Source organism: Streptomyces sp. NPDC050504, assembly GCF_044458065.1.
Lineage (GTDB): Bacteria > Actinomycetota > Actinomycetes > Streptomycetales > Streptomycetaceae > Streptomyces.
On sequence record NZ_JBITHO010000004.1, the window covers coordinates 500,519 to 513,952 of the forward strand.

Here is a 13,434-nt window from a genome sequence, read left to right on the forward strand (position 1 = left end):
GGGGCGGTCGATACTGTGGCGACCATGCCCGATTACCACGATGATCTGCGCCTCGCCCACGTCCTGGCGGACGCCGCCGACGCGGCGACGATGGACCGGTTCAAGGCCCTGGACCTCAAGGTCGAGACGAAGCCGGACATGACGCCGGTGTCCGAGGCGGACAAGGCCGCGGAGGAGCTGGTGCGCGGCCAGCTCCAGCGGGCCAGGCCGCGGGACGCGATCCTCGGCGAGGAGTTCGGCGTCGAGGGCACGGGCCCGCGCCGCTGGGTGATCGACCCGATCGACGGCACCAAGAACTACGTCCGCGGGGTGCCGGTCTGGGCGACGCTGATCTCCCTGATGGAGGCCGGCGAGGGCGGCTACCAGCCGGTCGTCGGCGTGGTCTCGGCCCCGGCGCTGGGCCGCCGCTGGTGGGCGGCGAAGGGCACGGGCGCGTACACCGGGCGCAGCCTCAGCTCGGCCTCGCGGATCCAGGTCTCGAAGGTCGGCAGGATCGCGGACGCCTCGTTCGCGTACTCCTCGCTCTCGGGCTGGGAGGAGCAGGGCAGGCTCGACGGCTTCCTCGACCTCACGCGCGCGTGCTGGCGCACGCGGGGGTACGGCGACTTCTGGCCGTACATGATGGTCGCCGAGGGTTCGGTGGACATCTGTGCGGAGCCGGAGCTGTCGCTCTGGGACATGGCGGCGCCCGCGATCGTGGTGCAGGAGGCGGGCGGCCGCTACACCAGTCTGGACGGCGTGTCGGGCCCCGGCGGCGGGAACGCGGCGGCGTCGAACGGGCTGCTCCACCACGAGCTGCTGGGGTACTTGAACCAGCGCTACTGAGACCCGGGCCGGACCCGGCGCCCGTGAGGCGCAGGAGGGGCGTGGTTCGTGCCTTTACGCGCCCCTCAACTGACCTCTACCACCCCCTTGTTGACTCACCGCTTCGCTGCGACTCTGAGAGTCCCCCCACTTGTGAACATGTGAATCACTTCTCATGCACGTCGATCGCATCGGCTCGGGGGCGATTCACCAAGGAGGTGGCTCCGTTCATGCTCGTCCGTGACGCCATGAGCACGTTGGTCCTCACCATCGGTCCCGCACACACACTCCGCCAGGCAGCCGCACTGATGTCCGCCCGCAGAGTCGGCGCCGCCATCGTCCTCGACCCCGACACCAGCGGGCTCGGCATCCTCACCGAGCGCGACGTCCTCAACGCCGTGGGCTCGGGCCAGAACCCGGACCGGGAGACCGCGGGCACCCACACCACGACCGACGTCGTCTTCGCCGCACCGGCCTGGACCCTGGAGGAGGCGGCCGAGGCCATGGCGCACGGCGGCTTCCGCCACCTGATAGTGCTGGACGGCGAGGGCCCCGTCGGCATCGTCTCGGTGCGCGACATCATCCGCTGCTGGGCGCCCGCGCGGCGCCGGACGGCGGAACTGGCGGGCTGACCCACGCACCTCGCGGCCCGCCTGGGAGCGGCCCGCCGCGAGCGGGGCCCGCCGAAAGGCCGGTGGGCCGGACCCCCGCGAAGGGGATCCGGCCCACCGTCTACGACAAGCGGTCCAGTGCTGGTACTGCCTCAGCCGCGCAGGGCCTGGACCGCGGCCTCCAGCCGCTTGCCGAAGTCGCCGTCCGCCTGACGGAAGTTCTCGATCGCGCGCTCGGCGATGTCGTCGCGCGAGACCTTGGCGATGAAGCCGGACAGGTTCTCGATCAGCCGGCCCTTCTCGTCCTCCGACATCAGGCGGTAGAGGTTGCCCGCCTGGACGAAGTTGTCGTCCTCGGCGTGGCTGGGCGCCACGTGGGTCCCGGTGGCGCCGGAGACCTCGGTCGACGCCCACAGCGGCCGGTCCGTCTGGAACGGGCCGCCGAAGGAGTTGGGCTCGTAGTTCTTCGCGCCCTTGTGACGGCCGTCGTACAGGAAGCCGTCCCGGCTGTTCGTCCGCGCCTCGGTGGCGTGCGGACGGTTCACCGGCAGGTGGTCGGCGTTGACGCCGACGCGGTAGCGGTGCGCGTCGCCGTACGCGAAGAGGCGGCCCTGGAGCATCTTGTCCGGCGAGGGACCGATGCCCGGCACGAAGTGCGCGGGGCTGAAGATGGACTGCTCGACCTCGGCGAAGACGTTCTCCGGGTTGCGGTTGAGCTCCAGCTTGCCGATCTCGATCGGCGGGTAGTCCTCGTGCGGCCAGACCTTGGTCAGGTCGAACGGGTTGAAGCGGTACGTCGCCGCGTCGGCCGCGGGCATGAGCTGCACCTGGACGGTCCAGGTCGGGAAGTCGCCGCCCTCGATGGACTCGCGCAGGTCACGCTGGTGGGAGTCCGGGTCCTCACCGGCGAGCCTGTTGGCCTCGGCCTGCGTGAGGTTCTTGATCCCCTGGTCCGTCTTGAAGTGGTACTTGACCCAGAAGACCTCGCCCGCCTCGTTGGTCCACTGGTAGGTGTGCGAGCCGTAGCCGTTCATGTGGCGGTACGAGGCCGGGATGCCGCGGTCGCCGAACAGCCAGGTCACCTGGTGGGTGCTCTCCGGGCTCAGCCCCCAGAAGTCCCAGACGTTGTCCGCCTCCTGCGAGCCCGTGTACGGGTCGCGCTTCTGGGTGTGGATGAAGTCCGGGAACTTGATGGCGTCCTTGATGAAGAAGACCGGCGTGTTGTTCCCGACGAGGTCGTAGTTGCCCTCCTCGGTGTAGAACTTCAGCGCCCAGCCGCGCGGGTCGCGCACCGCGTCGGCCGCGCCGAGGTTGCCCGCGACGGTCGAGAAGCGCAGGAACGTCTCGGTCTGCTTGCCGACCTCGGAGAGGAACTTGGCCCGCGTGTACGGGGTGACGTCGGCGGTCACGGTGAAGGTGCCGTACGCACCCGCGCCGCGGGCGTGCACGACGCGCTCCGGAATGCGCTCGCGGTTGAAGTGCGCGAGCTTCTCCAGCAGCAGCTGGTCCTGGACCAGAACAGGACCGCCGACGCCCGCCGTCTCGCTGTTCTGGTTGTCGGCGACCGGGGCACCGGCCTCCGTGGTGAGCGGTCCCTGCGTCACGTGCGCCTCCTGCGTCATTTCCTGCTGGTCCTGTCCTTGGCTTCCAACAAAACCGATCCTACAATGGACATTGTCTAAGTCAAGTGAACATCCAAAGTCACACCCGCTCGGGACTGCGGTCCCTCCCCTTGTTAGGCTGGTTGTCATGAGTGACCTGCTGGAACGCCTGCGCGAACGCGGCTGGCGCATGACCGCCCAGCGGCGCGTCGTCGCCGAGGTCCTCGACGGGGACCACGTCCATTTGACCGCCGACGAGGTCCACGCGCGCGCCGTGGTGCGCCTTCCGGAGATCTCGCGCGCGACGGTCTACAACACGCTCGGCGAGATGGTGACGCTCGGGGAGGTCCTGGAGGTCTCCACGGACCGCCGCGCGAAGCGCTACGACCCCAACGCGCACCGCCCCCACCACCACCTGGTCTGCTGCCGCTGCGGCGCGATCCGCGACGTGCACCCGGCGGGCAACCCCCTGGCCGACCTCCCGGACGGGGAGCGCTTCGGCTTCCAGGTCTCGGACGTGGAGGTCACGTACCGCGGGATCTGTCCGTCCTGCGCGACGCCCTGAGACCGGTCGCCGTGCGAAAGGGAACGCGCGCCGCACGGGCGCTCACCGCGCTCGGCCTGGCCGAGCCCCGCGACGGCGCCCGCGGGGCGGCGTCCGCCGGCTGGTCCGCGGCGGCCGCCGCCGTGGTCGCCTTCCTGGTGGCGAGCGAGCCCCTGGGTCTCGGCGTACCGGTGAGCGCGGGGATCGCCCTGCCGGCGGCCGCGGGCACCTGGCTGAGCGTCAAGCGGACGTAACGGGGGCTCGGGCGCACCCGCCCCGGGCAACGGAACACGGACGGCGGAACACGCGAAAAGACCGAAGGCCCGGGATCCTCTTCAGGATCCCGGGCCTTCGGTTCATCAGTAGCGGGGACAGGATTTGAACCTGCGACCTCTGGGTTATGAGCCCAGCGAGCTACCGAGCTGCTCCACCCCGCGTCGGTGAACACAACATTACGGCACCCCGCCCACCAGCGCAAACCGAGTGGGACCGCCCCGACGGCTACGCCGTCAGCTCCTGCACCAGCGCGTCCTGGAGCCGCCCCGCCCGCTCCGCGACCTCCGCGGGTCCCAGCTCCACGGCCCGCGCGCACCACCGCTGCCCCTCCGCGAGCTCGCCGCGCCGGGCGGCGAGCAGCGCCAGGCGCAGGGCGGCGCGCCCGTGCCCCGCGTGGGCCGCCCGGGTCCACCACAGCGCCGCCTCGCGCTCACTGCCCTCGCGCGCGAGCAGCAGCCCGAGGTTGAACGCCCCGTTCCGGCTCCCGGCCTCCGCCGCCTCCCGGTACCACCGGCCCGCCGCGTCGACGTCGCCCCGCGCGGCGGCCAGCATCCCGACCCGCACCTGCGCCCGGCGGTGCCCCTGCTCGGCGGCCCGCTCGTACCACTCCTCGCACTCCGTCTTCTCGCCCATGGGCTCCCCGAGCACCGCGGGACCCGGCGGCGGCTGCCGCGAGTCGAGCACGGTCGCCAGCCGGAACGCCGCCTCGACGCTGCCGCCGCCCGCGGCGCACCGCAGGTGCCGCTCGGCGGCCTGCTCGTCGCCTTCGCGCAGACAGGCCATGCCGACCTGGAGCGCCGCCTCGGTGTGCCCGGCGGCGGCCGCCCGCTCGTACCAGCTCAGCGCCGTGCGGTCGTCGTCGCGCCCCGCGTACAGGATCCCGAGGTTGAACGCGGCGTCCACGCTCCCCGCCTCGGCGGCCTTGGAGAACCACGGCTCGGCGCCCGCCGCGTCCCCCGCCTGGAGGAGCAGCACGGCCAGCGCGTTGGCGGCCTCGCGGTGCCCGGCGTACGCGGCGCGCCGGTACCACTGCTCGGCCTGCGCGGTGCGGTCCTGCGCGGCGCACAGCAGCCCCAGGTTGTACGCGCCGTTCACGTCGCCCGCGTCCATCGCGGCCCGGTACCACCGCTCGGCGGTCTGCTGCTCGCCGCGCGCGGCGTGCAGCGCGCCCAGCGCGTTGGCGGCGTTGCCGTCGCCGTCCTGGGCCGCGCGCAGCCACCACACGGCGGCGCTCTCCTGGTCGCCCGCGTCGCGCAGCAGGAAGCCCAGCGCGCAGGCGGCCCGCGCCTCGCCGTCCTTGGCCGACGTCAGGTACCAGCGGCCGGCCTCCTTCAGCTCGCCGCGCTTCTCCAGGAGCGCGCCGAGGTTCAGCGCGGCCCTGCGGTGCCCGCGCGCGGCGGCCTGCCGGTACCACTGCACGACCTCGTCCTCGGCCCCCTTGGCCTCCTTCGCCCCCTTGCCGCCGGGGCCGCCGGCTCCTCGGCCCGCGGCGCGCTCCTCGATGAGGCGCGCCAGGCGGTACGAGGCCTCCCGGTGCCCCTGCTCGGCGGCGGCGCGCAGCCAGCGCTCGGCGCCGACGTCGCTGCGGTGTTCGAGGAGGTCGGCGAGGGCGTACGCGCCGAGGGCGTGCCCCTGCTCGGCGGACTGGCGCAGCCAGTACTCGGCGGCGGGCTCGTCGCCGCGCTCGCGGTAGTGCCGGCCGAGCGCGTGCGCCGCAGGGGCCGATCCGGCGACGGCCGCGACGCGCCACCACCCGGCGGCCTCCTCGGCGTATCCGCGCTGGTGGAGGAGGACTCCCAGGTTGTTGGCCGCGGCGCGGTCGCCCTCGCCCGTGGCGGCGCGCAGGTAGGGCTCGGCGCCGTCGAGGTCGCCCTTGCGCAGCAGCATCGCGCCGAGGACGCTCATCGCCTCGGTGTCGCCCTTCTCGGCCGCGCTCCGGTGCTGCGCCTCGGTCCCGGCGCGCTCGTCGGCGTACTCCACGACATCGCCGTCCTGATGTCGCTGCACAAACCGCCCTGTCTCCAACAGAGTTGCCCTGTCCCCCATAAATTCCATCGTCGCACCACCCGCAACGCGCGTACACCTGGTATACCGCAGCCAGTGAGGTCACTTCGGCGTTTTGTCGACATGCCCACAGAGAGACAAGTCAAACACGCATCGCACCAACCCGCTCCCCTCGGGGCCCAGTTGGCACATGACACCCGCCACGGCGCACGAGAAGGGCCCGGATCCTGATGGATCCGGGCCCTTCTCTTCTGAGTAGCGGGGACAGGATTTGAACCTGCGACCTCTGGGTTATGAGCCCAGCGAGCTACCGAGCTGCTCCACCCCGCGTCGGTGTGTCTCCACACTACCACGGAGCGGATGGCAACCCCGACCGCTCAGGCCGGGGTCACCGTCCCGTCACTCCCCGTCCGGCTTCGCGGCTGCCCCGGCTGCCCCGTCTTCGGGCTTGGTCGCCGGCTTCGCGTCGGGCTTGGCCCCCGCCTTGGGGGGCTCCTTCTGCTCCGCCTTGAACTTGGCCTCGGCCTCGGCGGCCCGCTTCAGCGCGTCCTGGAGGTCGCTCTGGGCCTTGCCGTAGCCCGCCCAGTCGCCCTTCTTCATGGCCGCCTGGGACTCGCCGAACGCCTTGTTCGCGTCGGCGATCGCCTGCTTCAGGGCCGCCTCGGCGCTGGCCGGCGGTGGCGGCGGCTTGGTGGTGCCGTCACCGTCCGAAGGCGGTGGCGTGTCCGCGTCGTCGTCCAGACCGAAGACCGCGTTCAGCGCCTCGCCCAGGGTGTTCTTGAACACGGTCGTCGCACCGTAGGAGGCGCCGACCTTCCGCAGCAGCGGATAGTTCTGGTTGCCGCCGCGGGTGTAGACGGGCTCAATGTAGAGGAAGCCCCCGCCCAGCGGCACCGTCAGCAGGTTTCCGTACTCGATGTTCGAGTCGGTTCCCTTGAGGTTCCGGACGAACTCCGCGACCTCGTCGAGACCGTTGAGCTCGCTCTGCACCTGCCCCGGGCCCTTCACCGTCGAGGTGACCCTCAGCAGTCTTATCGTGCCGTAGTCCTTGCTCGACGCATCGGCGTCCACCGCCATGAACGCCCCGAGGTCGGGCCGTCCCTTCGGGGTGAAGGTCGTCGTCAGCGAGAACTTCTGGCCCGTCTGGCCCGGCATCTGCATCGACAGGTAGTACGGCGGGACCGAGCCCGCGTCCTTGTCCGTCGGGTCGTCCGGGACCTGCCAGGCGTCACTGCCGCTGTAGAACTGCGCCGGGTTCTCGACGTGGTAGCGCGTCAGGAGCTCGCGCTGCACCTTGAAGAGGTCCTGCGGGTAGCGCAGGTGGTCCATCAGCGCCTGCGGGATCTCGTCCTTGTCCTTGACGGTGCCGGGGAACGCCTTGCGCCAGGTCTTGAGGACCGGGTCCTCGGTGTCCCACTGGTAGAGCTTGACCGAGCCGTCGTAGGCGTCGACGGTGGCCTTCACCGAGTTGCGGATGTAGTTGACCTGGTTCTGCTGGGCGACGACTGCGCGCTGGTTGTTGGTCAGCGAGTCGGCCGTGGTGTCGCCCAGCGCCGTGCGCGACGCGTACGGGTAGCCGTTGGTCGTCGTGTAGGCGTCGATGATCCACTGGATGCGGCCGTCGATCACCGCGGGGTAGGCGTCGCCGTCGATGGTCAGCCACGGGGCGACCGACTCGACGCGCTCCTTGGGCGTGCGGTTGTAGAGGATCCGCGAGCCCTCGCCGATGGCCCCCGAGTAGAGGATCTGCGGCTCGTTGAAGGCCACCGCGTAGGCGGCGCGGTTGAACGGGTTGGAGAGGTTGACCCCGCTCTTGCCCTGGTACGAGGTGGTCTTCTCGCCGTTCTCCTCGTAGTCCAGCTCCTTCTGCGGCCCGCCGACGATGGAGTACTGCGTCGTCTTCTCGCCGTAGTAGATCCGCTGCTCGTACTTCTCCTTGTCGAACTGGCCCGCCGACGGCAGGCCCGACTCGGTGAAGTCCGGGGAACCGGGAGGGTTGGCGCCCGTGCTGGTGCCCTTGGCCGTGATGGCGCCGTAGCCGTGGGTGTACGTGAAGTGGTCGTTGATCCAGTTCCGCTTAGGAATGCCCTCGATGTCCAGCTCGCGCAGACCGACGAGGGTGTCCTGCTCCTTGCCGTTCGCGTCCTTGTAGCGGTCGACGTCGAGCGGCTGCGGGAACTGGTAGTAGTCCCTCTTCTGCTGGAGCTGCTGGAAGGCGGGCGACACGACGCTCGGGTCCATGACCCGGTAGCTGGCCGCGTCGTTCGCCGCCTGGCGGAGCTGGGCGCCCTGGCCCGTGGACGCCTTGCCCGTGTAGTCCTTCACATCCGCGTTGTCGATGTCGTACGCCTTGCGCGTCGCCTCGATGTTCTTCTGGATGTACGGGGCTTCCTTGGCCTGCTCGTTCGGCTGGACCTGGAACTTCTGCACGATCGCCGGGTAGAGCCCGCCGATCAGGATCGCGGAGAGCACCATCAGGCCGAAGCCGATCATCGGCAGCTGCCAGGTGCGGCGCCAGAGCGTCGCGAAGAACAGCACGGCGCAGATCGCGGCGATGCAGAAGAGGATCGTCTTCGCCGGGAGGTAGGCGTTGGCGTCGACGTACCTGAGGCCCGTCCAGTTGTCCGTCGCCTTGAAGTCACTGGACTTCACCGCGAGGCCGTACCGGTCGAGCCAGTAGGCCACGGCCTTCAGCGAGACGAAGACGCCCAGCAGCACCGACAGGTGTCCGGTGGCGGCGGCCGTGGCGCGCGCGCCGGGGCTGGTGATGCGCAGCCCGCCGTACAGGTAGTGCGTCAGCGCCGCGGCGATCAGGGAGAGCACGGCGGCCGCGAAGCCGAAGCCGAGCAGGAAGCGGTACCAGGGCAGGTCGAAGGCGTAGAAGGAGACGTCCAGCTTGAACTGGGGGTCCTTCTGGCCGAACGACACGCCGTTGACGTACATCAGCCAGGTGCGCCACTGTCCGGTGGCCGACGCGCCCGCGATCAGCCCGACCAGGGCGGTGACCGCGATGAGCACCCACTTCTTGTACGGGGCGATGCCCATGCGGTACCGGTCGAGCGACTGCTGTTCCAGCGACATCGCGCTCAGCGGCGGCCTGAGCCGGTGCGCGAGCCAGATGTTCACCCCGACGGCCGCGGCCATCAGCAGGCCGAAGACGGCGAAGAGGCCGACCTTGGTCCACAGGGTGGTGGTGAAGACGGACGAGTAGTGCACCGAGCGGTACCAGAGCCAGTCCGTCCAGAACCCGGCGAACATGACGAACGCCATGGCCAGGACGGCCAGCACGCCCAGTGTCATGAGCAGGACCCGGACGCGTCGTGACGGCCGGCCGACTCTGATCCGTGGCCCTGTCGAGCCTCCGCCGCGGTCCGGCATCTGGAAAGCCAACGTGCGCACCTCGAAGTTCGCTGTGTCGTGTGGAACAGGCCCCGCGATCGTAGAGCCCACTCATGCAACTTACTGAGGCTTTACCTAGTTCCCGTTCACGGGGGACAAGGAGGCAGGATATTCACCATGTCCAACGCATCCCCTTCATCCCCCTCCGGCGCCACCCCCTCCGGCCCCCCGATGGCCGCGAGCCCGCTCACCCGCGCGGTCCTGGAGATCGACGAGTACGCCTCGACCCTGGGCTGGGACCAGCCCGCCCGGCTCTTCGCCCTGGTCGACACCGCGAAACTCCGGGCCCAGGAGCCCACTCTCGCCTCCCAGCTCGGCGTCGGCGGCGACGAGGCCGCCGCGCCGCTCACTCCGGTGGAGCAGGACGAGGTGCCCGCCGACCAGCCGCTCGACGAGTTCCTCGCCACGATCGCCTGGCCCGACGCGGTCGCCGGCTGCGCGCTGACCGTGGAGCGGCTGATGCTGCCGCCGTCGGCGGAGGCCTCGGTGCCCGAGAAGCTCAGCGACAAGGCGCTCGCCAGGTGGGTGGCCTCCCACCCGGACCGCCAGGAGGTCCGCATGACCGTGGCGGTGCTGCGCGACGGGGCGCGGGACTCGGCGGTGCGGCTGCGCGCCAAGGACTCCCCCACCGAGGTGCTGACGGGCTCCAACCTGGTGCCGGGCCTGGCCGAGGCACTGGCCGCGACCTTCGAGTCGTGACCTTCGAGCCGTGACCTTCGGGGTGTGATCCCCGAGTCGTGATCCGGGCGGGGCGCCGCGGCGCCCCGCCCGCCGGGCGGTCAGCCGCAGCTCGGCAGGGACCCCTTGTCGCCCTTGCGGATCTTGTCCATCGCCTTCATGGCGCCGTCGAGGGTGTCGACCTTCACCAGCGTCAGCCCGTCCGGCGTGTCGGCCGCGGCGGCCTTGCAGTTCAGCGACGGGGTCAGGAAGTACTCCGCGCCCGCGTTCCGCGCGCCGACCAGCTTCATCCCGATGCCGCCGATCGGACCGACCTCGCCCTTGTCGTCGATCGTGCCGGTGCCCGCGACGAACTTCCCGCCGGTCAGGTCGCCGGGGGTGAGCTTGTCGATGATGCCGAGCGAGAACATCAGGCCCGCGCTGGGGCCGCCCACGTCCGCCAGCTTGATGTCGATGCTGAACGGGAAGGTGTGGTCGGTGCCCGCCTGGATGCCGACGATGGCGCGCGGCGCCGCACCGGGCTCCTTGGGGTCCTTGGGCGCGGCCCCGGTGGTGATGGAGACCTTCTCGCTGCCCGTGGGCTCCTTGCCCGCCTTCTCGGCCGCCTCGGCGTCCTTCACCGGGACGACGGTGAAGTCGACGCGCTCGCCGGGCTTGTGCTCGGTGACGAGCTTCGCGACGTCCTTCGGCTCCTTCACCGGCTCGCCGTCCACGCTCTTGATGACGTCGCCCGCGTGCAGCTTGCCCTCGGCGGGGCTGCCCTTGATCACGGAGGAGACCACGATCCGGCTCTTCACCGGGATGCCCAGCTCGCCGAGGGCGGCCACCTTCGCGCTCTCCTGGGACTGGCTGAACTCCTCGGCGTTCTCCTGCGTGGACTCCTCCTCCGTCTTGCCGTCGGGGTAGAGGGTGTCGTGCGGGACGACGATGCCGTCGTGGGCGAGCCAGCCGTAGACCGCTTCGACGAGGTTCATGCGGTAGTCGGCGCCGGTGACGCGGACGGTCGTCATGTTGAGGTGGCCGGTGGTGGGGTAGGTCTTGCGGCCGGAGATCTGGAGCACCGGTTCGCCGCGGGCCTCCGCGAGGGTGTTCACCGTCGGGCCGGGGCTCATTTCCGAGTACGGGACCTTGATGAGCACCCCTGCGCAGATGAGCGCGATGAAGGCCAGGGTCGAAGCGAGCATCGTCGCGGTGCGGCGTGGCATGGAACGACAGTACGGGACGGGTCTGTCAGTGCACCGCTGGGGCCGGTCCGTCCGGGGCCGCGACGGCCCTCCGGGCACCGGGACTTGGCGATCGCGTACGGCCGGGTGCGGCCGCCGGGGGCCGCGCGCGGGTCAGACCGCGCCGCTGCCGGAGCGGGTCCGTTCCATCGCTTCGCGGAACTTCGCGTAGTCCGCGAGCTCGGAGACGTCGCCCGTTGTTCGATTTCGGGCGGCCCAGCTTCCCCATATCGCCGCGCCGACGGCGGCGAAGAGCGGAATCAACAACCAGGCAAGTGCTGCCATCACGACCTCCCTACCCCATGAGCGACCGCAACTGACCGATCAGCAGATTAACCATCCGCCAGTTCAACGCTCACGGCAGGGGGGCGGTTACGCAAATCGGGGCGGATGGGGTCCGTACTGGTTTCAGCCGTCCCGATGCCGCCCGACGGCCGCCCCGCTCTCCCCCGAGGCGGCCGCCCCTCGCCCTTCCGTCCTGGTCGGCGGCCCCTTCCGGGGCCGCCGGGTCAGCACTCCCCGGCGCCGACCCACTCCTCCGTACCGTCCGAGAACTTCTGGTGCTTCCAGATCGGCACCTCGTGCTTGAGGTCGTCGATCAGCTTGCGGCACGCCTCGAACGCCTCGCCGCGGTGCGGGCAGGAGACGGCGACGACGACCGCGAGATCGCCCACCGACAGGTCGCCCACCCGGTGGACGGCGGCCAGCGCGCGTACGGGGAAGTCGGCGACGACCTTCTCCGCGACGCGGCGCATCTCCGCCTGGGCCGTCGGGTGGCAGGAGTAGCCGAGGGAGTCGACGTCCGCCCCTCCGTCGTGGTTGCGCACCGTGCCGACGAAGAGCGCGGTGCCGCCCGCCGCGTCGTCGCCCACCGCCCGGAAGATCTCGTCCACGGACAGCGTGGTCTCGCGGATCTCCAGGAGCCTGATCGGGTCCTGCGCCGCCCGCTCGCCGGGGTGGTCGTGTGTCGTGCGTGCCATGGGCCCATCGTGCCGCACGCCACCGACATCCCGTAATAGCGCTTTCGACCGGCACGCGCGCGTGCCGCCTGGAGCCTCCTACGAGTGGAGCCTCCTCAGTCGGCGGAGGACACGGCCGCCAAGAAGCCCGGCGACGGCCCTACCTGCGGCCCCGGGCCTTCCTGGCCCTGCGGACCACGGCGGCGGCGCCGAGCAGCGCGACGGTCGCCCCCGCGGCGCCCGCGGCGGTGGCGTCCTTGCGGCCGAGGCGGCGGCCCGCGACGGTGTGCCGGCCCTCGACCTCTTCGAGGAGCGCGGCGAGCACTTCCTCGTTGGTCCACTCGGGTCGCCAGCCCGCGTCGTGCAGCCTGCTGACGCTGACGACCCAGGGGTGCATCGTGTACGCGAGGTCGCCCGCGGGCGACGGGGTGAGGCCGATGCGGTGCAGCCGAGCCGCCGCACCGAGGGCCACGGCCGACGGCAGCTCCATGCGGCGGATGCCGCTCAGCTCCTCGACCTCCTCCTGTTCCAGCCAGCCGTCGCAGCCGACCGCGAACTCCCCCTCGACCTTTTCGAGCGCCGCGTACTCCAGCGCGCTGACCAGGTCGTCGACGTGGCAGAACTGCCAGGTGGGACGGGAGCCCGCGACGACGAGCAGCCGGGGCGACTCGAAGTAGCGGGTGAGCGCGGTGTCCGTGCCGCCGACCAGGACGGCGGGCCTCACCACCGTGACGTTGAGGCCCGGGTGGGCGCGCGGGGCGCGGCGGCCCAGGCGCTCGATCTCCAGGAGGTCGCCCACGCCGGTCGCCTCGGCGGTGGCCTTCAGCTCGGCGTCCTCGGAGAGCGGGATGTCGTTCTCGGGGAGGGCCCCGTAGACCATCGCGGAGGTGCAGAGCACGACCCGGCGGACCCCGGCCGCGGCGGCGGCCGTGAGGACCGTCTGGGTGCCGCGCACGTTGTAGGCGGTGCGGGCCGCGGCGTCGGTCTCCAGGTCGAGGTCGAGCGCGAGGTGCACGACGACGTCGGCGCCGCGCAGCTTCTCGGCGATGGCGGGGTCGCGCACGTCCAGGACGTGCCAGGTCGCCTCGGAGACCTCGCCCCTGCGCTCGTCCATCGCGATGACCTGTTTGATCTCCTCGGACGCGGCGAGGCGCCCGGTCAGCAGCGCGCCCACGCCTGACGCGGCACCGGTGACCGCGACGACGGGGCCGCGGCCCGCTCTGGGGGTGGAAAGGTTTCGCGCTGCGCGAACCTGCGGATCTCGGGAACTCACCGGGCGTCTCCAGCGGTTGTCTTCAGTACGGACGTGAATGACGCGTACGTACCAGGTGTCGT

General features: G+C 71.1%; 12 protein-coding genes and 2 tRNA genes. 5 read left to right on the top strand and 9 right to left on the bottom strand.

Annotated features, from left to right (window positions below; all coding sequences use genetic code 11):
• Positions 1 to 24: 24 nt before the first annotated feature.
• Positions 25 to 825, top strand: coding sequence for a histidinol-phosphatase (gene hisN, locus ACIBNE_RS17525; protein ID WP_399272350.1), 801 nt, complete (start codon positions 25 to 27; stop codon positions 823 to 825).
• A gap of 209 nt (positions 826 to 1,034) precedes the next feature.
• The gene (locus ACIBNE_RS17530; protein WP_399272352.1) at positions 1,035 to 1,436 is read left to right on the top strand and encodes a cyclic nucleotide-binding/CBS domain-containing protein; all 402 of its coding nucleotides are present in this window, start codon (positions 1,035 to 1,037) and stop codon (positions 1,434 to 1,436) included.
• A 131-nt stretch (positions 1,437 to 1,567) separates the two neighbouring features.
• Here ACIBNE_RS17530 and ACIBNE_RS17535 read toward each other — a convergent pair whose 3' ends face one another.
• Positions 1,568 to 3,037, bottom strand: a complete 1,470-nt coding sequence (locus ACIBNE_RS17535) for a catalase (protein ID WP_399272354.1) — start codon at positions 3,035 to 3,037, stop codon at positions 1,568 to 1,570.
• A gap of 127 nt (positions 3,038 to 3,164) precedes the next feature.
• Here ACIBNE_RS17535 and ACIBNE_RS17540 point away from each other — a divergent pair, with 127 nt between their 5' ends.
• Both ACIBNE_RS17540 and ACIBNE_RS17545 read left to right on the top strand, forming a co-directional pair.
• A complete protein-coding gene (locus ACIBNE_RS17540; RefSeq protein ID WP_399272356.1) occupies positions 3,165 to 3,581 on the top strand; it encodes a Fur family transcriptional regulator in 417 nt (138 codons plus the stop codon).
• 11 nt (positions 3,582 to 3,592) lie between these two features.
• Entirely contained in the window at positions 3,593 to 3,814 is a 222-nt protein-coding gene (locus ACIBNE_RS17545; RefSeq protein WP_399272358.1) for a hypothetical protein, read from the top strand.
• A gap of 109 nt (positions 3,815 to 3,923) precedes the next feature.
• On the opposite strand, the gene ACIBNE_RS17550 is transcribed toward ACIBNE_RS17545, so the two are convergent.
• The 4 genes from ACIBNE_RS17550 to ACIBNE_RS17565 form a co-directional block, all read right to left on the bottom strand.
• Positions 3,924 to 3,997: transfer RNA gene (locus ACIBNE_RS17550), tRNA-Met, on the bottom strand.
• A gap of 64 nt (positions 3,998 to 4,061) precedes the next feature.
• The gene (locus ACIBNE_RS17555; protein ID WP_399272360.1) at positions 4,062 to 5,891 is read right to left on the bottom strand and encodes a sel1 repeat family protein; all 1,830 of its coding nucleotides are present in this window, start codon (positions 5,889 to 5,891) and stop codon (positions 4,062 to 4,064) included.
• Between the two features lie 205 nt (positions 5,892 to 6,096).
• Positions 6,097 to 6,170, bottom strand: a tRNA-Met gene (locus ACIBNE_RS17560).
• A gap of 69 nt (positions 6,171 to 6,239) precedes the next feature.
• On the bottom strand, positions 6,240 to 9,218 hold the full coding sequence (locus ACIBNE_RS17565) for a UPF0182 family protein (RefSeq protein WP_399272964.1): 2,979 nt from the start codon (positions 9,216 to 9,218) through the stop codon (positions 6,240 to 6,242).
• Between the two features lie 138 nt (positions 9,219 to 9,356).
• Between ACIBNE_RS17565 and ACIBNE_RS17570 the strand changes: the two genes are divergently transcribed.
• On the top strand, positions 9,357 to 9,938 hold the full coding sequence (locus tag ACIBNE_RS17570) for a PPA1309 family protein (protein ID WP_399272361.1): 582 nt from the start codon (positions 9,357 to 9,359) through the stop codon (positions 9,936 to 9,938).
• 80 nt (positions 9,939 to 10,018) lie between these two features.
• On the opposite strand, the gene ACIBNE_RS17575 is transcribed toward ACIBNE_RS17570, so the two are convergent.
• The 4 genes from ACIBNE_RS17575 to ACIBNE_RS17590 form a co-directional block, all read right to left on the bottom strand.
• On the bottom strand, positions 10,019 to 11,122 hold the full coding sequence (locus tag ACIBNE_RS17575) for a PDZ domain-containing protein (protein ID WP_399272363.1): 1,104 nt from the start codon (positions 11,120 to 11,122) through the stop codon (positions 10,019 to 10,021).
• 132 nt (positions 11,123 to 11,254) lie between these two features.
• Positions 11,255 to 11,425, bottom strand: coding sequence for a hypothetical protein (locus ACIBNE_RS17580; RefSeq protein ID WP_399272365.1), 171 nt, complete (start codon positions 11,423 to 11,425; stop codon positions 11,255 to 11,257).
• Between the two features lie 224 nt (positions 11,426 to 11,649).
• Positions 11,650 to 12,120: a molybdenum cofactor biosynthesis protein MoaE gene (locus ACIBNE_RS17585; protein ID WP_399272367.1), complete on the bottom strand. Its 471-nt coding sequence runs from the start codon at positions 12,118 to 12,120 to the stop codon at positions 11,650 to 11,652.
• 139 nt (positions 12,121 to 12,259) lie between these two features.
• The gene (locus ACIBNE_RS17590; RefSeq protein WP_399272369.1) at positions 12,260 to 13,372 is read right to left on the bottom strand and encodes an SDR family oxidoreductase; all 1,113 of its coding nucleotides are present in this window, start codon (positions 13,370 to 13,372) and stop codon (positions 12,260 to 12,262) included.
• Positions 13,373 to 13,434 lie beyond the last annotated feature (62 nt).